A 23,551-nucleotide genomic window follows, 5' to 3' on the forward strand; every position below is an offset into this window, starting at 1 on the left:
CTATTTCCTCCTAATCCTCGCCAATCCAGCTTCTTAATAATTTAGCGAAGTCCTCAGGCTTATCCTGAGCAATTTTTTCCAGTTGTTTCCTGCGGATGAGAGATTCTGACTCCTCATCTTGCGGCAGATCTGGAACTGTTGTCGGGACATCATTTGCTGAGATTTCTTCGAGTTCTTCCTCTTCTTCAACATTTCGTTTACTGCGTACAAGCAATATTGCTAACAGTATAATAATTATAAGCAGTACTCCACCTGCGATATATAACCAAGTTGGTATAACAGGACCAGTCACTTCTGGATTCATTGGGTTTCCAGTAAACTCCTGGAACACGATAGAAACCTTTTCTTCTGGCTGTACTTCACCAAAAGTCATATCAATTGTGCTTGTTACTATAGAATTCAGTATGGAAGCAATCCCCTCTTCCACAGAACTTTGTTCCTGTGCTGTAAGGAATTCTATATCATCTTGATCCTTACCATTATTCTTCACACTGTCTACGGCTACTTGAATGCCTAGGTCTCTAATTTTATATGGACTTTCAACAATTTCTTTTCGAATGCGATTAAATTCGTAGTTGATGACTTCTTTGTCTAATTCATATTCCCCATCATCACCAGCTGTGTCTGCTGGATAATTGGAAACGTCATTTTCTCCGTCTCCAGCTATACCGCCTTCAGCAGCATTCCCGCTATAAGATTCTTGGATCGTTTCCAGACTAACTGGCAAACCTTCCATATTCTCAATATCTACTGGTTCTACTAATTCTTCGACACGATTTTCTTGTGTGAAATCAACATCTGCTGTTACAGAAACAATGACATTTTCGGTTCCCACCATTGTTCCAAGCATTTGCTGTAAACGGCGCTGAATATCTCGTTCAACATCTTTTTTAACCGTTTGTTGGTAACCGTGTGTATTCTCCGTTGCATATTGCGACGTGGAATTTAAATCAAAATACTCAAAATACTGATTCATTATACCAATGTTTTCTTCTTGTAAATCAGGAACGGCTTTAGATACAAGATGATAAAGTGCCTTGATTTGATTTTCCTGAAATTGATACCCTGGTTGTGTCTCTAGAACAATCGCTGCAGTAGCTTCTCCTGCTCCTTCAGCAATAAACACTGTTTCTTCAGGTAAATTTATCATAACTTCGGCACTTTCTATTCCATCAATACTTGTAATTAAAGTAGCCAGCTCTGATTGCATTGCATCAAGTTTCATAATATTAAATTCATTATCTGTTATGCCAAACGAGGAGTTTTCACTAAAAAACGAATAATCAATATTCCCGCTATTAGGCAACCCTTGTCCAGCAAGGTCCACTAATAAATTATCAACTTGGTTTTCGGGAACAGTAATTGTCGATCCGCCATTTTCAAGTTCATAAGGCACACCTCTAGCATCCAGCTCAGTTTTGATTTGACTTGTTTCCTGTATAGATAAATTAGAATATAATGGCACAAGCTTTGAATTTGAACTGGATGTAAAAAAGGTTACACCGATAATCAATATAATAATGGCGAGAAGTCCTCCAATATAACTGATTCGTTGTTTTTTTGAGCGACTACTCCAATATGATGTTATTGAATCTTTCCACTTTGATAGCTTTTCCTTCATAAAATCCTCCACCAATATACACTGCTCATCGTATGCCTATTTTTGTCAGCAGTCTCATTAAATTTGAATTAAATTTGCATGCGCATTATTTCGTTATAAGCATCGATGGCTTTTTGCTGCACTTGTACAGTTGTCTCTAATGTTATGCTCGCCTTTTGAGCTGTTACCATAACATTGTGCAAGTCTACCGACTCACCTGAAGCTAAAGCCTCAGTCATATGGTCTGATTCATTTTGGAGCTGATTTAAATTCTCAATCGCTCCCTTAAGTGTATCGGCAAAATTTGATTGTGCTGCAGCCGGTGTTAGCTTATCGACAGATATCTGTTGATTATTCACTGCATTCACTGTGCTGGGCATAAAATTAACATTCATTACAATATCTCCTTATATGTTCTATTTTCCAATCTCCAATGCTTTCATTAACATATTCTTGCTTGCATTCAATGCAGTGACGTTCGCTTCATATGACCTGGTCGCACTCATTAAGTCAACCATTTCTTGAAGCGGATCTATATTCGGCATTTCAACAAAACCAGCTTCATTTGCATCTGGATGCGTAGGATTATATACCTGTTTAAAAGGCTCCTGATCCTCAGAAATAACAGTTGCGCGTACTCCAACTGCATTTTTCGTTGTATTCTGTTCCTTGTTTAACAGGGATTTAAAGCTATTTTCTTCAGACTGGAAGGTGACAAGTTTTCTGCGGTAGGGTACCCATTCACCATTTTCGTCGATAGTAGCTCTTGTTGATTGGCTGTTCGCGACATTCGAGGAGACAACATCCATTCGGAGACGCTGTGCCGTTAATGCACCTGCACTCGTATTAATTGCATTAAATATAGACATTATTATCTACCACCTCTAATTACGGTTTGTAAACTACTAAATTTACCATTAATCCGGTCAATAAGACTATTATAATAAATTTGATTGGTTGCCAATTCTGCCATTTCTTTATCAATATCGACATTATTGCCGTTATGGTTGTATGTAGTACTGTTTTTTGTAATCACCTTATAAGCTGAGTCTTTATGGCCATCAAACTGTATATGACGCGCATCTGTACGCTTGGCAGATACGGCAGAAGTCACGGTTTCGTTTAAAACATCCTTGAAAACAACATCTTTCGACTTATAATTTGGCGTATCAGCATTTGCAATATTGCTGGAAATTGCTCGATTTTTGGCTGTCGAATAATTAAGTGAACGCTCTAAATTATGAATTGTACCACCAAACAAGTCCACTATACATCTCTCCTAAACTTTTATTAAAACAATAACTAATAAATAACTCCTATGAATATTGTAAGTTAATTTGTACATAAAGTCCATGTTTTTCGATTCTTTATTCCTAATTCCCTTAAAATGAATAGAAATATCTAGGACTTTTAGATTATATTATGCATTTTAATTTATTTTCAAATTTTCAAATTTATTTGCACTTTCCATTCTATTAACTCCTATTTTTCGACATTATTCGATTTAGTTATTATTACCCATGATAACACACTTTGAAACATAATAGATGTTAAAATTTTTTAACAAAATAGTAAAAATACAAAGTTATTACCAAAGTGATTATTGCATCTGCGAAAAGTCAGTGATTTAGCAGGTATATTCAGTAAAGAATGACCTTACTCAGGAACACCGTGAAGTCTCAGGTAAAATAAAAAGGACAGTTAATTCAACTTAATCTACGTAAAGTTGAATTAACTGTCCCGCTTTTACTATCTGTTCAGCTTATCTTGAACGTAATTTTTCAAGTTCAACAAGGAACTTATCGTTTAATACTTTAATATACGTACCCTTCATTCCCAGTGAACGTGATTCAATTACACCAGCACTTTCCAATTTGCGAAGTGCGTTAACAATCACAGATCTAGTTATACCTACACGGTCTGCAATCTTACTCGCTACAAGCAGCCCTTCATGGCCATTTAATTCTTCAAAAATATGGTCAATCGCTTCTAATTCACTATAAGAAAGTGAACTGATCGCCATTTGAACAACAGCTTTACTGCGTGCTTCCATTTCAATTTCTTCTGTCTTCTCATGTAAAATTTCCATTCCTACCACTGTAGCTCCGTATTCAGCTAATAATAAATCATCATCGCTGAAGCTCTCAGCTACACGACCTAGAATTAATGTACCAAGACGTTCACCACCACCGATAATCGGTACGATAGTTGTTAGCCCTTCTTGGAATAATTCTTTATTTTCGACAGGGAAAACTGTATGCGGGCTGTTAATATCTAAGTTAGCAGTTGTTTCATGAATATTGTACAGTCCTTGCGTGTAATCTTCAGGGAACTGTCTTTCCTCAAGCATATTTTTCATGCGTTCATTTTCAATTTCCTGGTTTACTGCTACTCCTAATAATTTCCCTCTTCTGCTTACAATGTATACATTCCCGCCTAGCACGTCACGCAGGGAAGCTGACATCTCATTGAAGTTCACTGATTTTCCTGTTGCCTTTTGTAACATTGCATTAATTTTTCTTGCTCGGTCTAATAGTTTCATAATAATCCTCCATTTAAAATTTTATTTTTTATAAGATAAATTGGCTTAAGTCTTTGTTCTTTACAATACTACCCAGCTTTTGATCTACATAAGTTGGAGTGATTTCAATCTTCTCCATCGTAATATCCGGTGCTTCAAACAATAAATCTTCGAGTAACTTCTCTAATATTGTGTGAAGACGACGGGCACCGATATTGTCCGTATCCTGATTGACCTGAAAAGCTACTTCTGCAATTCTTTCTATAGCTTCGTCGGTAAAGTTGACATTTATACCTTCTGTTTTTAAAAGAGCTTGGTATTGTTTCGTTAAAGCATTTGATGGATCAGTTAAAATTTGTTTAAAATCATCAACGGACAGTTTTTCGAGTTCTACTCTGATTGGAAACCTTCCTTGAAGCTCTGGTATAAGATCAGATGGCTTAGATATATGAAATGCCCCTGCAGCAATGAATAGTATATGGTCTGTTTTTACTGGTCCATGTTTCGTAACTACAGTTGACCCTTCGACAATTGGAAGGATATCACGCTGAACTCCTTCACGTGATACATTTGCACTATCCTGGCCCGCTCCTGTAACTTTATCAATTTCATCGATAAAAATAATCCCAGCTTGCTCAGCTCGTTTTGTTGCTTCTTGAGCAACTTCTTCCATGTCTACAAGCTTTTGGGCTTCTTGTTGGGTCAGAACCTTCCGCGCTTCATTTACCGGAAGTTTTCTTTTCTTTTTTTTCGCAGGCATGAATTGACCTAATGCGTCCTGCATATTCATACCCATTTGTTCCATACCCGAACCCTGAAGCATGTCAAACATAGATGGCGGGTTTTCAGTTATTTCAACGGAAACAATTTTATCTTCCATTTCACCTAATGCCAGTAGATGCTCCACTTGTTTACGCTTATTGCGTATTTCTTCATCTTTTACCTGTTCATCGTTTGATTCTTTGTCATTTCCTGATTGATTGGTAAAAAGCATCTCAAAAGGATTTTTAATTGCTGATTGTTTTTTAGTCTGTGGAACAAGCAATTCAACTAAACGTTTATTCGCCTCTTTTTCAGCTGTATCCTTTACTTTCGCAAGCTTTTCTTCTCTTACCATACGAACGGACATTTCGACGAGGTCACGTACCATTGATTCAACATCACGGCCAACATAGCCGACTTCGGTAAATTTTGTTGCTTCCACTTTTACAAATGGAGCAGAAACCAGTTTCGCAAGTCTGCGGGCGATTTCAGTTTTACCTACTCCTGTCGGGCCAATCATCAGAATGTTCTTGGGTACAATCTCTTCTTTTAACCCTTCATCAAGCTGCATACGTCTGAACCGATTTCTAAGTGCTACTGCAACAGAGCGTTTGGCATTATTTTGTCCAATAACATATTTGTCCAATTGGTCAACAATTTGTCTTGGAGTGAGCTCAATTCCCATACTTTGGAAATACCTCCTCTTAATTGAGTACTTCTAACGTAATCTGGTCATTTGTATATACACAAATCTCTCCAGCAACTTCAAGTGCAGTTTTCGCTATTTGTTCAGCAGACAAACTATCAGTGTGCTTTATTAACGCTCTTCCAGCGCTTAAAGCATAGTTTCCGCCAGAACCGATTGCAAGAATCCCATCATCGGGCTCTATTACCTCTCCTGTACCGGAAACCAAATACATCTTTTCCTTATTCATAATAATCAGCATTGCTTCCAGTTTTCTTAACACTCTATCGCTGCGCCATTCTTGTGCTAATTCCACTGCAGCTCTTGTAAGATTCCCATTAAAAGCTTGGAGCTTGCCTTCGAACTTTTCAAAAAGCGTGAAAGCATCCGCTACTGAACCAGCAAAACCAGCGAGCACTTGATCGTTATACAGTTTCCGTACTTTCTTGGCTTTATGCTTCATAATTACCGCATTACCCAAAGTTACTTGCCCGTCACCACTCATCGCACATTGACCATTATGCTGAATTGCAAAGATTGTCGTTGCGTGCATTTCATTTGTCACGTTCTTCACCTCTTATCGATTCTCACGAAAATCATTTGCCCTTGGATGACTTTTCATGTAAACATCCCGCAAATGATCTTTTGTTATATGCGTATAGATTTGTGTTGAAGATAAACTCTCATGTCCCAATAATTCTTGTACAGTTCGTAAATCAGCGCCTTCATTAAGCATGTGAGTAGCAAAAGTATGCCGAAGCTTATGCGGATGAACATGAACGGTAAGTGCCGCTTTATCCACCATTTTATTTAAAATCAGCCGGATTCCCCGTGTTGTTAAGGGCCTTCCCCTTGCGTTAAGAAATACGATGTCTGTAGAATCTATCGCTTTTTCCTGTAAATCTGCTCGCCCTTCATTTAAATAGGTTTCTAAAGCAATTTCTGCAAATCTCCCAAAAGGAACATACCTTTCTTTACGCCCTTTTCCTCTCACAAATAAGGTGCCTACAGTAAAATCAATATCACTCAGTCTTAGACTCTGACATTCACTGACACGAATTCCTGTACCATATAATACTTCGAGAATAGCCTGATCTCTCTGTCCCAATGATTCTGTTAAATCATTCACATCAAACAACTTTTCCAATTCCTGCTTATACAGAAACCCAGGTACCGGGTGTTCTGCTTTTGGCAAGTGAATATGAACAAAAGGATTTGTGTAAGTTTCGTCTTCTCTTTCTATAAACTTATAGAAGCTTCGTAGAGAGGAAATTTTTCTTGATACTGACCTTCTGCTTAATTTTTGATCATATAGTTGGGTGAGAAACAAGCGAACAACCTGCTGATTCACTTCTTTCAAATGATGAATCCCCTCTGCTTGTAAAAACTGATGGAAGGCATTCAGATCATCCTGATAGTACTGAATCGTATATGGGGAAGCATTTTTTTCGATTTGTAGATACTCAACAAACCCCTGACATTTTTCTACAAAACTGTCCATATTTTCACCCCGTTAAAATATGAATAAATAATAACATACTATATCTTCAAAATCAATTTACTTAACAAAATTAAGACAAAATTCAGAATCGCTCCACTTTAATTCATGTCAAAATAATTCGACTTATCTTATTATTTTATGTCCTTGTATAAGTCGAGTTATTTTCCTTACCAATTGGTAATTATATGGATTTATTAATTGTCCGTCAATGAAGAACAATTCAAGCATTTTAGAAAAGTGACATTTTGTGAACAATTTGTGAAGGTCTTCTCATTTTTTTCCAATGTAAGCGTTTTTCAGATATTATACTATATTTTGAAACGTATAAAAGCAATCCATTCTCTAGTATCTCATATCCAATTAAATTAGTCGAGTAAACAAATTATAAATTTTCTCTATCTCTAACCTTATTCATTTTATTCATAATTTACAACCATTATTTCCATCTTACACAAATTATATTCTTTAAAACTAAATTTTCTTATAATAAAAACAGCAATCATTTATATTTTGCCAGAATTATCGGAGTGAATGGCCCGAATCAGACTATATCTTACAGGACTGCCATATTGCAAGGGATGATTGAAAGGAACGAACGTCTACATTGAATTTAGGCTGCAGGATTTATTATCATTCATCAATTAAAAATGATTTGGAGCATTAGCTAGTAATGCTCCAAATCATTTAATCACGTTTGTTCCACTTCTTTGTATTCGCAATTTGTACACTGTACTTGTACCGCTTTTTTCACCTTTTTCTCTACTAATAATGAATCACATTTCGGACATGGACGCGCAATTGGTTTATCCCATGAAACGAAGTCACAGTCTGGAAAACGATCACAGCCATAGAAGATTCGGCGCTTTTTAGACTTTCTTTCAACTATATTCCCTTCCTTGCACTTCGGACAGTCAACACCAATTTCTTTTAATATTGCTTTTGTATTCCGGCATTCAGGGAAGTTAGAACAAGCAAGAAACGTTCCATATCTGCCCATTTTATAAACCATTTCATGGCCGCATTTCTCACAATCTATCCCAGCAGGTTCATCTTTGATTTCTATTTTCTCCATTTCTTCTTCAGCAACCTTGAGACGCTTCTCAAAGTCTTTATAGAAATCATCAATGACCGTTACCCACTCTGTATCCCCTTCTTCTACCGAATCTAGGTTTTCTTCCATTTTCCTTGTAAAATCTACGTCGATAACTTCAGGAAAATACTCTTCTACTGATTCACTAACGATTGTACCAAGTTCTGTTGGTATAAAACGTTTATTGTCAATCGAAGCATAGCCTCTCCTTTGAATGGTATCAAGTGTTGGTGCATACGTTGAAGGACGGCCTATCCCTAATTCCTCCATCGCTCGAACCAATCTTGCCTCTGTATACCTTGGTGGCGGCTGAGTGAAATGCTGATTTGGTGTAATCTCTTGAGCGGTCACTTCCACACCTTCTTCAAGATCTGGCAATAGCTTATCTTCAACTTTCTTATTATCATCTGTGCCTTCTACGTAGACCTTCATAAAGCCATTAAATTTAATTTTTGATCCGGTAGCACGGAATTCAACACCATTATTTAATAAGTGAACAGTCATTGTATCCATAATTGCGGGTGCCATTTGGCTAGCTACAAATCGTTCCCAAACTAATTTATAAAGACGATATTGATCATTTGATAATACTTCCTTTAGCGAACGCGGATCGCGCATAACGGAAGTTGGACGGATAGCTTCATGTGCATCTTGTGCCCCTTTTTTATTTTTTGCAGCCTGTTGTGTGCCAAGATATTCTTTACCATACTTCTGTTCAATGAATTCCTTTGCTTCATCTTTAGCTGTATCTGAAATTCGAGTTGAATCTGTACGCATATACGTAATCAGACCTGTTATACCGCCTGCACCACGACCCAGATCTATACCTTCATAAAGCTGCTGAGCAATCATCATTGTTTTTCTTGCTCTGAAATTAAGCTTTCTCGCTGCTTCTTGCTGGAGTGATGAAGTAATAAATGGCTTAGCCGGATTACGCTTTCGCTCGCGTTTATTTACTTTTTCTACATTAAATGTTTTGCCTTTTAACTTTTCCTCAATAACTTTTACATCTTCGTTTGACTTCAGCTCTTGCTTTTTACCATCAATACCATAGAAAGCACCTTCAAAAACTTCTTTATCCTTTTCGAAAGCCGCTTCAATTGACCAATATTCTTCTGGTTTAAAATTCTCAATCTCTTTTTCACGATCAATAATCATTTTAAGGGCCACAGATTGAACTCTGCCTGCACTTAAGCCCTTCTTCACTTTCTTCCATAGTAATGGACTTATATTGTATCCTACAAGCCGGTCCAGAATTCTTCTAGCCTGCTGTGCATCAACTAAGTCATGGTCAATGGACCGCGGGTGTTTAAAGGATTCTTTAATTGCATCCTTTGTTATCTCATTAAACACAACACGACAATCCGAATCTTCATCTACATTCAGGGCGTGTGCAAGGTGCCATGCAATTGCCTCTCCTTCTCTATCCGGGTCAGCTGCGAGATAAATTTTCTTTGCTTTCTTAGCGGACTTTCTAAGTTCTTTTAAAATTTCCCCTTTTCCACGGATGGTAATGTATTTTGGTTTATAATTATCACTTTCATCTACACCCATCTGGCTTTTCGGTAAATCACGAACATGTCCCATCGAAGCTTTAACTTCATATTTTTTTCCTAAATAACGTTCTATTGTTTTCGCCTTGGCGGGCGATTCAACGATTACTAAATAATCTGCCATGACATTTCCTCCTAAAGTGAGGTTAATAAATGGAAATCCTCACTTATACTAAAGAGTTAAAACTAATTTGTCAAACTCCCTGCTAAAAAAGGTATAAATTCATTCGAAAAATTGGTGCTTTTTTTATAAATAATCGAGTAATAAAATTTAATTTAAGAGCAGTTTCTTCATTATAATAGTTTATTTAAAAGCAGGTTAAAAGACGAGTTCCTTTTTCAAGCAATTAATAAACCTCATTGTTTTTATAATACCCGTATTTTTTAGCTAACCAATCCTCCCGAATATCATTTGCGTGCTGTGTCAGTTTTGCTCCATCTTGTATGAGGAGATGACAGCCTTTTGTTTGCGCTACTAATGGAGAGCCTGGTACCGCAAATACATCCCTACCTTGATCTAACGCTTGTTCCACCGTTATCATCGTACCGCTTTTCTCCATCGCTTCAATCACCAAAGTACCAAAGGTTAACCCGCTGATTATTCTATTTCGTTCAGGAAAATGATATTTTGCGGGTTTCGTATCTGGAGGATATTCACTAATTACTAGACCTTTATTTACAATTTCCTTGAATAATGTAATATGCTCTTTTGGATAAATATATTCGAAGCCTCCACCTAAAACTGCGATTGTTTTTGCTTCATATTCTAAAGCTAACTGATGTGCAAAGCCATCGATGCCTTTTGCCATTCCACTGACAATTGTCCACTTTTCCCTAAGCAAGGGTTTAACCATATATTCAAGTTTGGCTTTTGCTTCACTTGAAGGTTTTCGTGTACCAATAACAGCTAAGGCGGGTTCTTTTTTTAATAAACGGAAATCCCCTAGGGTATATAAAACAAGTGGAGCATCCTTTATTGTTCTTAACATAGTCGGATATAGTTCGTCAACTATTGTTACTATTTTATATTTTTTTAAATCTTGGAGAAGCAGGTTTTTCTGCTCGTCATTACGAAGAGTTGAGTAGAAGTGTTGTGCCTTTTTCATTGGAATAGCAAAGTGGAGATGCAAGTCCTTAATTGACATTTCATATATTTTTTTAAGTGTTGGGTCAAAACGGAGAAACTCACGTATTGTTTTTCGTCCAATTCCTTTTATGCGATGAAGATGTATTAAACGATACCTAATTTTATCCAAAACTTCACTTCCTTTTTTAATTTTTTTATATAAAAGAGACCTAAAAGATGTTGCTTTTAGGCCTCCTCTTTATTAATGGGTTTTACATTTTTCAGCTAAACCTTTTTCATGCAGCAAGCGAATCATCGTTTCTCCCATTACTGCAGGTGTCTCCGCTACAGAAATCCCGCATTCTTTCATTACACGAATCTTTTCTTCTGCTGTACCTTTACCTCCTGAGATAATTGCACCAGCATGCCCCATGCGTTTTCCTGGAGGTGCTGTTGCACCGCCAATAAATCCGACAACAGGCTTTGTCATATTTGCTTTAACCCATTCAGCAGCTTCCTCTTCAGCAGTACCGCCGATTTCCCCAATCATGATTACAGCTTCAGTTTCAGGGTCCTGATTAAATGCATCGAGTACATCAATAAAATCTGTTCCATTTACAGGGTCTCCGCCAATTCCAACGGCTGAAGTCTGACCATAGCCCGCTTGTGTTAATTGATGAACCGCCTCATATGTCAGTGTTCCTGAACGGGAAACCACCCCAATATGACCCTTCTTGTGAATATACCCTGGCATGATTCCAATCTTACATTCATCTGCAGTAATAACACCAGGACAGTTTGGTCCGACTAAACGAGTCTTTTTACCTTCCATATAACGCTTAACCTTCACCATATCAAGCACTGGAATATGCTCTGTGATACAGATTACCAAATCTAATTCTGCATCAGTTGCTTCAATGATTGCATCTGCAGCAAATGGTGCTGGAACATAGATTACGGATGCTGTAGCACCAGTTGTATTAACAGCTTCTTTCACTGTATTAAACACGGGAACACCTTCAACTTCTGTGCCGCCCTTTTTCGGTGTTACTCCCCCAACAATTTTTGTACCATATTCAAGCATTTGCTTTGTATGAAATTTAGCTGTTCCGCCAGTGATACCTTGGACAATTACTTTTGTGTCTTTATTAACAAATACTCCCATTTAGTTTCGTCCGTCCCTTCTCTAAAATTACATATTTCATTTTATTTGTAGTAATTATTTTACTAGAGAAACAATCTTTTCAGCACCGTCAGCCATTGAGGTAGCCGGTGTAATATTTAAACCAGATTCGTTTAAAATTTTCTTTCCTAAGTCTACGTTTGTACCCTCTAAACGTACTACCAGCGGAATTTGCAGATCAACTTCTTTTGTTGCTGCAACAACACCTTCTGCGATGACGTCACATTTCATAATACCGCCAAATATATTTACAAAGATCCCTTTCACATTTGAATCAGAAAGGATAATCTTAAATGCTTCTGTAACTTTTTCTGCAGTTGCACCGCCGCCAACATCAAGGAAGTTTGCCGGGTCACCGCCATAGTATTTAATAATGTCCATTGTTGACATAGCAAGTCCAGCTCCATTAACCATACAACCGATGTTTCCATCAAGAGAAACATAACTTAGGTCATACTTAGAAGCTTCAATTTCCTTTTCATCTTCTTCATCAAGATCACGTAGTTCTTGAATGTCTTTATGTCGATAAATCGCATTATCATCAAAGTTAAGCTTCGCATCCAATGCAAGCACTTCACCATCGCCTGTAGTTACAAGCGGATTAATTTCAGCAATGGAGCAATCTTTTGCTACAAATGCTTCGTATAAGCTCATCATAAAGCTAACTGCTTTATTAATCAGCTCATCAGGAATATTCATATTAAACGCCATTCTTCGAGCTTGGTATGGTGCCAGCCCAATTAATGGGTCAATCACTTCTTTAAATATTTTCTCAGGAGTAGCTTCTGCTACCTCTTCAATTTCTGTTCCACCTTCTTCGGATCCCATCATTACTACGCGTGAAGTAGCACGATCAAGTACAACCCCTATGTAGTACTCTTTCTTGATATCGCAGCCCTCTTCAATCAAGAGTCGTTTTACTTCTTTGCCTTCTGGGCCGGTTTGATGTGTAACCAGTACTTTGCCAAGAATTTCATCTGCATATGTACGAACCTCATCAATGTTTTTAGCTACCTTAACTCCCCCGGCTTTACCGCGTCCACCTGCGTGAATTTGTGCTTTGACTACTGTAACATCAGTTCCTAATTTCTCAGCAGCTTCAACAGCTTCATCAACTGTGTATGCAACATAACCTTTAGGAACTTTCACACCAAAAGCACGTAGTAATTCTTTGCCTTGATACTCGTGAATGTTCATCTTTCTTCCTCCCCAACTTATTGATTGCAATTCTATTGTATTAGATTAAAATCGTTTCCACAAGAATTAAGATAGCAAGATTTCTTAAAAAAACAAAAAAACTATCAATTTTTGATAGTTTTTTTGTCTGTTTGATAGATAAAGGCAAAAACTTCTGCCACTAACTGATAAAGTTCTTCCGGTATATATTCATTAATATTTAACTCAGCTAAAATTTCTGCTAAAGATGTGTCTTCAACAATAGGAATATTATTTTCTTCCGCCAGTTTAATAATTTCATCTGCAATATAACCTTTACCAGCCGCACCAACAATTGGAGCAAAATCTTTATCCTGATTATATCGCAAAGAAGCAGCTTTTCTAGGTTTCTCGCTCATATTCTATAATCAACCCCTTGCTGATTAGAAGCATTGAAGGAAGTTTCCGATAGTGATTCCTGTCTTTCTTTTTCTTCAATCTTTTTATAATAAAGTGCTGATAATTTATAATTCATCGATTCTAAATTCTTCTCAAGTTTATCCTTAAATAGTTCTGCTGCAGCTTTAATTGCTTCGTGATTATTAAAAACCGTCAATGAAACCATGCGCTGCTGGATATTTAAATCAATAATTGTTTCTTTCAGATTCCCTAATTCTAAATAAAATAAAATCCGACAATAGTCCGGATTAATTTCCCCATTATTATTTTTCTTGCCTTCAAACTCCAGCTCAAGATCTTTTACCAGCCCTAAACGCTCAGCTGGAATTTGCAGATTTGCTTGGACCATTGTCTGGGTTTCTTGCACACTTTGCAGTTGAATACCATTGATTAGATGAAGCAGCTGTGTCTTTGAGTCCTGTGTGACTGTTTCTGACGGGTTTGCTACTAATTGCAGAAGCATCCCTTTTATTGTTTCCGTTTGGTTAAATTGGTCCTTCTCCGTCATAAGCTGACTCTCATAATTTAGCCCTAATGTATTTACTGCGGATTTTTGCAGTTGTAAAAACTGTTGTTTTGGCTCTAAGCTCATAAATTGCTCATCACTCATTGATTTTTGTAAAACTTGAATTAAACGTGACAGTTCTTCACCAGTTGCTAAAGCTTTTATTGCTGAATGAAAAGCGCCAAGTGATTCAGGTGTATTTATAAGCTGTTTCATAGTCGGCTGCTTGTTTTCCTGAAAGAATGGAAGTATTTCTTTTTGAAAATCAGACATTAAACGATTGAAATCTTCTTTTGACATACTAGCATTTATAAGCTGATGAAAATTCAGCTGCTGATCCCATCGATTTAAGAAAGTCTTAACCGCTTCGTTAAAAGCTGGTCTCTGTTCACTTATTCTGGATAGTATTTGAATCATTTCTTGTTCATTTATTTGTAATGGCAGTGCGGCAGCTGTTATGTTATCTTTTTTGCTAAATGCCGTCCATTCAGAAACCCATTTTGGAAATTCAGTGTGAAGGTTACTTAGTCCAAGTCCTTGCAATGTCCGAAATAGGTTTTGTGTTTGCATTGGTTGCCTTCCCAATATTTCCTCAACAAATGCAGCTTTAAATGACATTGGTTCACCGATTAACCCATTTAGGGTTCTTAACAAGTTCGCTTCTGCCATCTTCATTGATGAAGCTTGAGAATCTTTCACCACTGCTTCTGCCGTTAATTTTGATATGCTAGAATCAGTATTATTTTGTATTTGTTGTACTACAGTTTGTAATTGCTCACTTAATGTATTATTATTACTTGCAAACAGTGCTTTAAAAAACGAATCTTTTATTGGCAGTTTTTGTGCAATCATTTCGGTAAGTATTTTAATAGCGGCGGGCTTGTTTTTTTCCTCCTTTAAAAGGTGGACTGCTTGAGTTAGCTGTTGTTTATCAAATGGAATTTTCAAGCGCGTGAGGGTTGCCAACAGGTTTAAATTCGGCTTGGACTCCTTTAAACCAAGCTGACTGAGAAGCCGTCCGATGTCAGCTTCTCCTTCTCCTTGTAACTTCTCACCCATTACCTTTAATTGGATTGATTCAGCAATAGACTGGACCTGAAAATGATATTTCCCGCCAGCTTGTAACCCTACTTCAAGACTCGCAATCAGACGTTCTTTCCCTAGTAGGATTTCTGCTTTATTCTCCGGAAACAACCTCAATATCTTCCCTTGAATAATTTGTCCTGGCCGGAGCGTTTGCTCGCTTGGAGATACAAGCTTTGTTAAATTATTCGTATTTGTAACTCGATATAAATTCAAGATACATTCTTCCTTTCGCTAAAAAAGCACTTTCTGAACTGGTGCAAAGGATTTACGATGATAAGGAGATGCACCATATTCCTTTAAGCTTTCCATATGCTTTTTCGTACCATAACCCATATTTGCAATAAAATCATACATTGGATACTGTTTATGTATTTCTTTCATTAAGCGATCTCTCGTTACTTTGGCGATAATACTAGCAGCTGCAATAGAAACACTGTTTGCATCTCCTTTAATTAAGGCTTGCGAAGAGCATTCCAACCCGTTTAACCTTACTGCATCAATTAATACATGATCAGGGCGAATCGTTAAATCAAGAATTGCGTCATGCATCGCTAATTTTGTTGCTTCAAGGATGTTCATTTGATCAATTTGTTCATTGGAAATGATACTGACTCCCCAGCTAATTGCCTTTTCCTTAATAATTTCAAAAAATCCTTCTCTTTGCTTTTCGGTTAATTGCTTGGAATCGTTCAATCCCAGCAATGTAAAATCGACTGGCAATATTACGGCTGCTGCTACTACAGGACCAGCTAATGGTCCGCGACCAGCTTCATCTACCCCAGCAATATAATGATACCCATTTCTTCTTGCTTCATTTTCAAAGCGCTGCATTTCAACAAAATCCGCAGCCAGTTTTTTTAATTTCAGTTTTTCTTTTTCATGTTTAGCAATTAAGAGCTGGACACCTTTTCGGTCATCTTTTTTTAGTTCTTCCATCATTGCTTCATCAACTTTTTCGTCGATAAATAACTGTCTTATAACAGCAATTGATTTTTTCCCCATTAAAACACCTATTTCTTTTTATCATCTATCTATAAATTGTACACACACGAATTATCCCTCTGGTTGTTCTAATGTTACTCTTCCTAATTTGCCTGTTCGTAAATCACGTAAGAATAAATCAGATACTTTGTCAAAGTTAACTTCTCCGCCACTTTCCAAGGCTCCTCGCCTTTTTCCAATTAACTCGAAGACTTCATACATATCGTCCATCTCCTGCGTTATGCCGAACCTGTCTTCCAACAATGCAGGATAGTGTTTTTTCATAAAACGAATAACGAATACAACAATATCTTGCAATGAAAGCACCTGATCTTTAATCGTGCCTATTGCAGCTAAACGCTCTCCTACCGTTTGATCTTCAAACTTTGGCCATAGTATTCCAGGAGTATCAAGCAATTCGAAATCTTTTCCGATTTTTATCCATAGCTGTTGCTTTGTAATACCTGGTCGATCACCTGTCTTCGCAGCTTTTTTGTTTGCGAGTCGATTAATTAATGTTGATTTTCCTACATTAGGGATTCCAATAATCATTGCACGATGCGCTCGCGGTTTAATCCCTTTAGCTGCAAGTTTTGCAACTTTCTTTTGCCCCAGTTCTTTTGCTAAGTTAATTACTCTTTTGATATCCGATTTATCATTCGCATCTATTGCAATTGCAGGTATATCATGTTTTTTATAATAATTTAGCCAGCTTTCGGTCATTTTGGGATCAGCTAAGTCACGCTTCATTAAAACAACCATTTTATCCTTTGATTGCAGTACTTGATGCAACATTGGATTTTCTGAGGAAAGTGGTGCTCTTGCATCGACAAGCTCGATAACAAAGTCCACCAGCTTTAATTTCTCCTCTACTTCACGTTTAGCTTTCGCCATATGACCAGGAAACCATTGTATTGGCATAAAAAATCCCTACTCTCCTACAAATTGTATACGCTCAAACGGCCAGTATATTAAACTGGCTTTCCCTACGATTTGATCTGTTGGAATCACACCCAGCATTCTGCTGTCCGTGGAATTCCCTCGATTATCACCTAAAACAAGAACATGGCCGTCAGGGACTACTGTATATTCCCCTGGCAGTTCCTCCAGCACAAAATCATTGCGAACAGCTTGAAATGAACTTAATTCCTCTTGATTATCTGGCAGGAAACTTTCTTCAACCGGTTCTCCATCAATGTATAATACGTTTTCAATGACAGCGACATGCTCTCCTGGAAGACCGATTACCCGTTTAATAAAATCCTTTTGCGAGGATGCGTGGAAAACAACGATATCGAAACGCTCAGGTTCATTAAAATAGTATTTATACTTATTCACAATCATTTGATCACGGTCATGCAAGGTTGGCAGCATGGATGGTCCATCAACAATAATTGGAGCAAATAGAAACATCCGCACGACTAGAGCAACTCCCAACGCAACCAGCAATGCTTTCAACCATTCAAACCATTCATTCTTTTTCTTTTTAGCCATATATTCCCCTCCGACATCGTTTTCCTTTAATATTATAATTTTTATATTATGTATTATTATAACATCTTACCCGCACTGAGAGTATATTAAAAGGAGCCTGAACATATTTGTCCAAGCTCCTTTCTTGTTTTAAAAATATATTTGTTTTGGAATTATCTACGTTCTTTAATACGTGCAGCTTTACCGCGAAGATTACGCAGGTAATATAACTTAGCACGACGTACGATACCACGACGAGTAACTTCAATTTTATCAATTCGTGGCGAATGTACTGGGAAAGTACGCTCAACACCTACACCGTAAGAAATTTTTCTTACTGTAAATGTTTCACTAATTCCGCCGTTTTGACGTTTGATTACAACACCTTCGAAAATCTGAATACGTTCGCGTGTTCCCTCAACGACCTTAACGTGTACTTTTACTGTGTCTCCAGAACGGAATTCCGGATGATCTGTACGAAGCTGATCTTTTGTGATTTCTGCAATAAGATTTTGCATTTGCTTCACTCCTTCCAAACCAATGTTCATCATTCTCTTCCGAACAGCGGAACATCGTTTATATGTGCATAAGCACAACAATTAATATACCATAAAGAGCAATTTTATTCAACATTTTTCGCAAAGTTTATTTGGATTTTTTTCATTTCACTTTGCACAGCAAGCTTGATAAACTCTGTATGTTAAGCTTGCTGTGTGGTGATTCTTGAATAAACTATTATGTTATTCTTCATTATTCAGTTCTGCTAGCAGCTGTTGTTCTTCTTTTGTCAGCTGATAGTTTTCTAACAGATCCGGCCGACGTTGTTTAGTGCGTTTGAGCGATTGTGCTTTACGCCATGTCTCGATTTTGCCGTGGTCACCTGACAGGAGAATTTCCGGCACCTTCATACCACGAAATTCAGCTGGTCTTGTATAATGCGGATGCTCCAGTAACCCTGTTGAAAATGAATCTTGCGGTGCAGAATCCTGATTTCCAAGCACTTCTGGAAGTAAGCGCACAACACTGTCAACAACAACCATTGCACCAAGTTCGCCGCCTGTTAATACATAATCACCAATTGATATTTCATCTGTTACAAGTTCTTGGCGAATGCGTTCATCATAGCCTTCGTAATGGCCGCATATAAAAATCAGATGCTCCTCTTCTGCTAATTCCTCTGCTTTTTGCTGAGTATATGGTTCTCCTTGAGGACACATCAAAACAATCCTTGGTACTATTTCCTTATTCATTGTCAATGAATCTACAGCATCAAAAATAGGCTGTGGTGTGAGTACCATGCCCGCTCCGCCACCATAAGGATAATCATCAACCTTATTATGTTTATTTGCAGTAAAATCTCTAAAATTCACGAGATTATAAGATAACTTATTTTTTTCTTGAGCTTTCTTTAATATGGAAGACTCAAAGACACCTTCAATCATTTCTGGAAACAATGTCAGTACATCAATATGCATCAATCAAGCAATCCTTCCATTGGTTCAATTCTAACCTTTTTATTCTGAACATCAATTTCTTTAACAACTTGCCCTATATAGGGTATAAGTGCATCCTTTTTGCCCTTTCGCTGCACAACCCAGACATCATTAGCACCAGGCGCAAGAATTTCTTTTACTTTTCCAACGATCTCACCATCTAAAGTAAACACTTCACAGCCGATAATCTCATAATAATAAAATTCGTGTTCGGTTAATTCCGTCAGCTGTGTTTCTTTAATCTGCAGCATCATGCCTTTATATTTCTCAACATCGTTAATATTATTAAATTCTTCAAACTGAATTAAATCAAAGCCCTTATGTACTCGATGTGCAGCGATTGTTAACGGAATAAGTTCTGTCTCAGTTTCTAAATAAACCTTTTCACCGGAAGTAAACCTTTCCTCGAAGTCACTTATTCTTTTAACTTTCACTTCACCACGTATACCATGGGTATTAACGATTTTTCCTATATTAAACATTTTATCTGTCATTTACTCCACCTGCCTACTTATCAATTCGCACAACGATATTATCTTGAACGACAATCGCCTGGGTTCTCAATACCTCATCCCAATCTGCGCCAACACTTACTTCAACAAGAGCTTCAACTTCACCTTCTACAATTTCACTGCCGACATCAAGAAGTTCTAACTGCTCTTCTTTAAAATCAATTAGTTTAATTTCTTCTTTTCGTCTATCTATTTCATCTTGAAATCGATGAGCTATCTCTTGCTTGGGAACTCCCGGTTTATTCTGCAGTTTACGTTTTTCAAAAAGCAGCTGTTGACACTCTTGTTCAAGTCGCATTTTCTGTTCCTGAAAGTTACTTCTGATATTTTCCTTGCTCTTTTCTGTAATGATCTGCTTAATTAGGATTTTCTTCACTATTTCCATTGTTCTCCCTCACTCTCAGAAAAAGAAGTTCAGACTTTTATAAAATTTTAAAAAGGGAAAGACGGGCCATAAAGACCCCTTTCCCTTTACATTATATCTAGATAGATACGTTTATTTCCATCCGTTTTCGTTGCATATACAATTGTTCGGATTGCTTTTGCAATACGTCCATTTTTGCCAATCACTTTGCCTACATCTTCTCCGTTTACTTGAAGATGATAAACGATTTTCGTTTCTTCTTCTTTTTCAGTTACAATGATATCCTCTGGATAATCAACTAAAGAAGTGACAATAGTTTCGATTAGGGCTTTCATCGTATCACACTACTTTACTTATTTTTTTGCTCATGAAATTTCTTCATGATGCCTTCGCTTGAGAATAAGTTACGAACTGTATCACTTGGCTTAGCGCCATTTGCCATCCATTTAAGTGCCTTTTCTTCATCAATCTTAACTTCAACCGGGCTAACAACCGGGTTATATGTTCCGATTTGTTCGATTTGACGTCCATCACGAGGAGAACGAGAATCAGCTACAACGATACGATAAAATGGATTTCTTTTTGAACCCATACGTTTTAAACGAATTTTAACTGCCATTTAATTGCACCTCCAATAAAAAAGTTACTCACAAGTTTAGATTCTATCAGAAAAAAAACAGTCTGTAAAGTGTTTTTACATTACAAATATATTTTTATTATGATTTATACAAATTTCTTATATCTATCCTTTATTAACACCTATTACATCATGTTTAAAAGTGAAGTGATTTGCAATAAAATCACTTACATAAAAGGTAATTTCATACCTTTTCCTTTTTTTCCTTTTTGCATATTTGTCATTTGTTTCATCATTTTTTTCATTTCATCGAATTGCTTTAATAACCTGTTTACTTGTGAAACGGTAGTTCCGGATCCTTTAGCAATTCTCTTTTTACGGCTTGCATTAATAATGCTTGGCTCTTGGCGTTCTTTGCTTGTCATTGACTTGGCAATCGCCTCTACTTGGGCTAGCTGTCGTTCATCAACCTGCGCATTTTTCAAGCCTTTCATTTTACCAGCACCAGGAAGCATGCCGAGTAATTCATCCAGTGGTCCCATGCTTTTTACTTGTTCCATTTGTTCTAAAAAGTCATCAAATGTAAATGACATGGACCGCATTTTTTCTTCAAGCTCTTTGGCCTTTTTCTCATCAACGTTTGTTTGTGCCTTTTCAATAAGTGAGAGCACATCTCCCATACCAAGAATTCTTGAAGCCATCCGTTCTGGATGGAATGCTTCTAATTGATCAAGCTTTTCACCCATACCCGCAAATTTAATCGGTTTATCTGTAACAGCTTTAATAGATAAAGCTGCTCCACCACGAGTATCCCCGTCAAGCTTCGTAAGAACAACCCCAGTAACATCTAATTGTTCATTAAAGCTCTCAGCAACATTCACTGCATCCTGCCCTGTCATTGCATCCACTACAAGGAAGATTTCATCTGGGGTAACCATTTCTTTGATTTCTTGCAATTCATTCATTAGATCTGTATCCACATGCAAGCGTCCCGCTGTATCAATAATGACGTAATCGAGATGCTCTTCTTTTGCCTTATCGATTGCCTGTTTTGCAATATCAACAGGGTTTGCTTCCGTACCTAAAGAAAACACAGGCATGTCTAGCTGTTCACCCAATGTTTCTAATTGTTTAATCGCTGCCGGGCGATAAACGTCACAAGCAACGAGAAGCGGCTTGCGATTATGACTCTTTCTTAATAGATTGGCAAGCTTCCCAGAAGTCGTTGTTTTACCCGCTCCTTGCAGACCAACCATCATAATAACTGTCGGCGGACGATCAGCAACAGCAATTTTACTGTTTTCGCCCCCCATTAAGTCTGTTAATTCATCTCTTACAATCTTAATAACCTGCTGTCCCGGTGTTAAGCTTTCCATTACTTCTTGACCGACTGCACGTTCTTTAATACGGTTAATTAAATCTTTAACAACCTTAAAATTAACGTCAGCCTCAAGTAATGCAAGTCGTATTTCACGAGACATCACTTTAATATCTTGCTCAGATACCTTGCCTTTACCAGTAATCTTCTTGATTGTATCTTGCAACCGTTCGGCTAAGCCTTCAAATGCCATAGAAGGTGTCCTCCTAATCTAATTCTTTTAATTGTTGAAGCAAACTCTTTATTACTGGACTTTCGCTACAGTCTTCCAATTTGCCAATAATCTCAGCTCGCTGCCTGAATTTATCATATAGAAGTAATTTATCCTCATAGGATTCAAGCATGGCTTCAGTTCGTTTAATATTGTCATAAACCGCTTGCCGGGAAACGGAAAACAGTTCTGAAATCTCACTCAGTGAAAGATCTTCCAAGTAATACATTTGCATATATTTCTGCTGTTTCGGTGTTAATAATTCATGATAAAAGTCAAATAGAAAATTAATTCGCGTCGTTTTAGCAAGCATAGAAACGCTCCTTGTTAAGTGAAATCTCTTTACAAATCATCATAACGAATATAACTGTTTACTGTCAAGATTACACTTCTTCTGATTGTTCTTCTTCAAGCATATCTGCGAATAGACCGTAAACAAATGCGGAGGCTTCAAATTCCTGTAAATCCCCTACTTGTTCTCCCAGTCCAACATACTTCACTGGTATGTTAAGTTCTTTACGGATCGCTAAGACAATTCCACCTTTTGCTGTTCCGTCAAGCTTCGTTAAAACAATCCCTGTAACATTCGTTGCCTGTGAAAATGTTTTTGCCTGTGTCAGTGCATTCTGTCCTGTCGTGGCATCCAATACTAACAACACTTCATGAGGTGCTCCAGGAACTTCCCGTTCAATAACACGCTTTATTTTTTCCAATTCATTCATTAAATTTACTTTATTTTGTAACCTTCCTGCAGTATCGCAAATCAAAACATCTGCTTCACGGGATTTAGCAGCGCGAATACCGTCATAAATCACTGCAGCAGGATCACTGCCTGCACTCTGTTTAATAACTTCCACATCAGCACGCTTTCCCCACTCTTCAAGCTGCTCAATCGCTCCTGCCCGGAATGTATCTCCTGCTGCTAAGACGATTTTTTTGCCTTGGGCTTTTAATTGATGTGCGAGTTTGCCAATTGAAGTTGTTTTACCTACTCCATTGACCCCAACAACAAGAATGACGGTCATTCCATTTTCCTGAAGATGTAATCCTTCCATTTCTTCATCATCTTCACCATAATAGATTTCCACCAATTTTTCAGAAATAACTTCTTTCATCTCACTCGTATCTTTAATGTTTTGGCGTTTTACTTCCATTTCCAGTTCATCAATCAAGTCCATGACCGTAGTGACACCAACATCAGCAGATATCAACACTTCTTCCAGCTCTTCAAAAAAGTCTTCATCTACCTTACGATATCTGGCAAGTAAGTCATTAATTTTCCCCGAAAAAACTCCACGTGTTTTCTTCATGCCTTCTTTGTATTTCTCTGTAACTTCCTCTGCCTGTTCCTCTTGCTTAAAGCGTTTTTTAAATTTGTCTAAAAAACCCATCTATC

26 protein-coding genes are annotated in these 23,551 nt (G+C 37.4%); all 26 read right to left on the minus strand.

The genetic code is table 11. The features are described 5' to 3' along the window. Positions 1–10: 10 nt before the first annotated feature. The gene (fliF, locus tag NST93_RS06065; RefSeq protein ID WP_405102201.1) at positions 11–1,621 is read right to left on the minus strand and encodes a flagellar basal-body MS-ring/collar protein FliF; all 1,611 of its coding nucleotides are present in this window, start codon (positions 1,619–1,621) and stop codon (positions 11–13) included. A 68-nt stretch (positions 1,622–1,689) separates the two neighbouring features. Further along, the gene (fliE, locus tag NST93_RS06070; protein WP_405102203.1) at positions 1,690–1,995 is read right to left on the minus strand and encodes a flagellar hook-basal body complex protein FliE; all 306 of its coding nucleotides are present in this window, start codon (positions 1,993–1,995) and stop codon (positions 1,690–1,692) included. A gap of 21 nt (positions 1,996–2,016) precedes the next feature. Continuing rightward, complete coding sequence (flgC, locus tag NST93_RS06075) at positions 2,017–2,469, minus strand: flagellar basal body rod protein FlgC (protein WP_405102205.1); 453 nt, start codon at positions 2,467–2,469, stop codon at positions 2,017–2,019. Between the two features lie 2 nt (positions 2,470–2,471). Beyond that, on the minus strand, positions 2,472–2,867 hold the full coding sequence (gene flgB, locus NST93_RS06080; protein WP_405102207.1) for a flagellar basal body rod protein FlgB: 396 nt from the start codon (positions 2,865–2,867) through the stop codon (positions 2,472–2,474). A 495-nt stretch (positions 2,868–3,362) separates the two neighbouring features. Continuing rightward, a complete protein-coding gene (gene codY, locus NST93_RS06085; RefSeq protein ID WP_405102209.1) occupies positions 3,363–4,142 on the minus strand; it encodes a GTP-sensing pleiotropic transcriptional regulator CodY in 780 nt (259 codons plus the stop codon). 28 nt (positions 4,143–4,170) lie between these two features. Further along, the gene (gene hslU / locus NST93_RS06090; protein WP_405102211.1) at positions 4,171–5,568 is read right to left on the minus strand and encodes an HslU--HslV peptidase ATPase subunit; all 1,398 of its coding nucleotides are present in this window, start codon (positions 5,566–5,568) and stop codon (positions 4,171–4,173) included. 19 nt (positions 5,569–5,587) lie between these two features. Further along, on the minus strand, positions 5,588–6,121 hold the full coding sequence (gene hslV, locus NST93_RS06095; protein WP_405103772.1) for an ATP-dependent protease subunit HslV: 534 nt from the start codon (positions 6,119–6,121) through the stop codon (positions 5,588–5,590). Between the two features lie 24 nt (positions 6,122–6,145). Continuing rightward, a complete protein-coding gene (xerC, locus tag NST93_RS06100; RefSeq protein WP_405102213.1) occupies positions 6,146–7,069 on the minus strand; it encodes a tyrosine recombinase XerC in 924 nt (307 codons plus the stop codon). A gap of 688 nt (positions 7,070–7,757) precedes the next feature. After that, on the minus strand, positions 7,758–9,836 hold the full coding sequence (topA, locus tag NST93_RS06105; RefSeq protein ID WP_405102215.1) for a type I DNA topoisomerase: 2,079 nt from the start codon (positions 9,834–9,836) through the stop codon (positions 7,758–7,760). A 223-nt stretch (positions 9,837–10,059) separates the two neighbouring features. Then, a complete protein-coding gene (gene dprA / locus NST93_RS06110) occupies positions 10,060–10,968 on the minus strand; it encodes a DNA-processing protein DprA (protein WP_405102217.1) in 909 nt (302 codons plus the stop codon). A 72-nt stretch (positions 10,969–11,040) separates the two neighbouring features. After that, a complete protein-coding gene (gene sucD, locus NST93_RS06115) occupies positions 11,041–11,943 on the minus strand; it encodes a succinate--CoA ligase subunit alpha (protein WP_405102219.1) in 903 nt (300 codons plus the stop codon). Positions 11,944–11,997: 54 nt separating this feature from the next. After that, positions 11,998–13,158, minus strand: a complete 1,161-nt coding sequence (gene sucC / locus NST93_RS06120) for an ADP-forming succinate--CoA ligase subunit beta (protein WP_405102221.1) — start codon at positions 13,156–13,158, stop codon at positions 11,998–12,000. Positions 13,159–13,262: 104 nt separating this feature from the next. Further along, complete coding sequence (locus tag NST93_RS06125; protein ID WP_405102223.1) at positions 13,263–13,535, minus strand: EscU/YscU/HrcU family type III secretion system export apparatus switch protein; 273 nt, start codon at positions 13,533–13,535, stop codon at positions 13,263–13,265. Beyond that, a complete protein-coding gene (locus tag NST93_RS06130; RefSeq protein ID WP_405102225.1) occupies positions 13,532–15,379 on the minus strand; it encodes a hypothetical protein in 1,848 nt (615 codons plus the stop codon). The genes NST93_RS06125 and NST93_RS06130 overlap by 4 nt, the downstream gene beginning before the upstream one ends. An 18-nt stretch (positions 15,380–15,397) precedes the next feature. Further along, positions 15,398–16,168, minus strand: a complete 771-nt coding sequence (locus tag NST93_RS06135; protein ID WP_405102227.1) for a ribonuclease HII — start codon at positions 16,166–16,168, stop codon at positions 15,398–15,400. Between the two features lie 51 nt (positions 16,169–16,219). After that, positions 16,220–17,068: a ribosome biogenesis GTPase YlqF gene (gene ylqF / locus NST93_RS06140; protein WP_405102229.1), complete on the minus strand. Its 849-nt coding sequence runs from the start codon at positions 17,066–17,068 to the stop codon at positions 16,220–16,222. A gap of 9 nt (positions 17,069–17,077) precedes the next feature. After that, the gene (gene lepB / locus NST93_RS06145; protein WP_405102231.1) at positions 17,078–17,641 is read right to left on the minus strand and encodes a signal peptidase I; all 564 of its coding nucleotides are present in this window, start codon (positions 17,639–17,641) and stop codon (positions 17,078–17,080) included. A 152-nt stretch (positions 17,642–17,793) separates the two neighbouring features. Further along, positions 17,794–18,138, minus strand: a complete 345-nt coding sequence (rplS, locus tag NST93_RS06150; protein WP_405103774.1) for a 50S ribosomal protein L19 — start codon at positions 18,136–18,138, stop codon at positions 17,794–17,796. Positions 18,139–18,360: 222 nt separating this feature from the next. Then, entirely contained in the window at positions 18,361–19,095 is a 735-nt protein-coding gene (trmD, locus tag NST93_RS06155) for a tRNA (guanosine(37)-N1)-methyltransferase TrmD (RefSeq protein WP_405102233.1), read from the minus strand. After that, on the minus strand, positions 19,095–19,607 hold the full coding sequence (gene rimM / locus NST93_RS06160; RefSeq protein ID WP_405102235.1) for a ribosome maturation factor RimM: 513 nt from the start codon (positions 19,605–19,607) through the stop codon (positions 19,095–19,097). The genes trmD and rimM overlap by 1 nt, the downstream gene beginning before the upstream one ends. A 13-nt stretch (positions 19,608–19,620) precedes the next feature. Continuing rightward, positions 19,621–20,010 carry a YlqD family protein gene (locus NST93_RS06165; RefSeq protein WP_405102237.1) on the minus strand — a complete coding sequence of 130 codons (390 nt, stop codon included), beginning with the start codon at positions 20,008–20,010 and terminating at the stop codon, positions 19,621–19,623. A gap of 86 nt (positions 20,011–20,096) precedes the next feature. Then, positions 20,097–20,324 carry a KH domain-containing protein gene (locus NST93_RS06170; protein ID WP_405102239.1) on the minus strand — a complete coding sequence of 76 codons (228 nt, stop codon included), beginning with the start codon at positions 20,322–20,324 and terminating at the stop codon, positions 20,097–20,099. A gap of 14 nt (positions 20,325–20,338) precedes the next feature. Then, the gene (rpsP, locus tag NST93_RS06175) at positions 20,339–20,608 is read right to left on the minus strand and encodes a 30S ribosomal protein S16 (RefSeq protein WP_405102241.1); all 270 of its coding nucleotides are present in this window, start codon (positions 20,606–20,608) and stop codon (positions 20,339–20,341) included. 185 nt (positions 20,609–20,793) lie between these two features. Continuing rightward, positions 20,794–22,137 (minus strand): signal recognition particle protein, encoded by a 1,344-nt coding sequence (gene ffh, locus NST93_RS06180; RefSeq protein ID WP_405102243.1) that lies wholly within the window; start codon positions 22,135–22,137, stop codon positions 20,794–20,796. A gap of 13 nt (positions 22,138–22,150) precedes the next feature. Further along, positions 22,151–22,468: a putative DNA-binding protein gene (locus NST93_RS06185; protein ID WP_405102245.1), complete on the minus strand. Its 318-nt coding sequence runs from the start codon at positions 22,466–22,468 to the stop codon at positions 22,151–22,153. Between the two features lie 70 nt (positions 22,469–22,538). Next, positions 22,539–23,546 (minus strand): signal recognition particle-docking protein FtsY, encoded by a 1,008-nt coding sequence (gene ftsY, locus NST93_RS06190; protein ID WP_405102247.1) that lies wholly within the window; start codon positions 23,544–23,546, stop codon positions 22,539–22,541. Positions 23,547–23,551 lie beyond the last annotated feature (5 nt).

This window comes from Oceanobacillus sp. FSL H7-0719 (genome assembly GCF_045040795.1).
Taxonomy (GTDB): domain Bacteria; phylum Bacillota; class Bacilli; order Bacillales; family Amphibacillaceae; genus Oceanobacillus.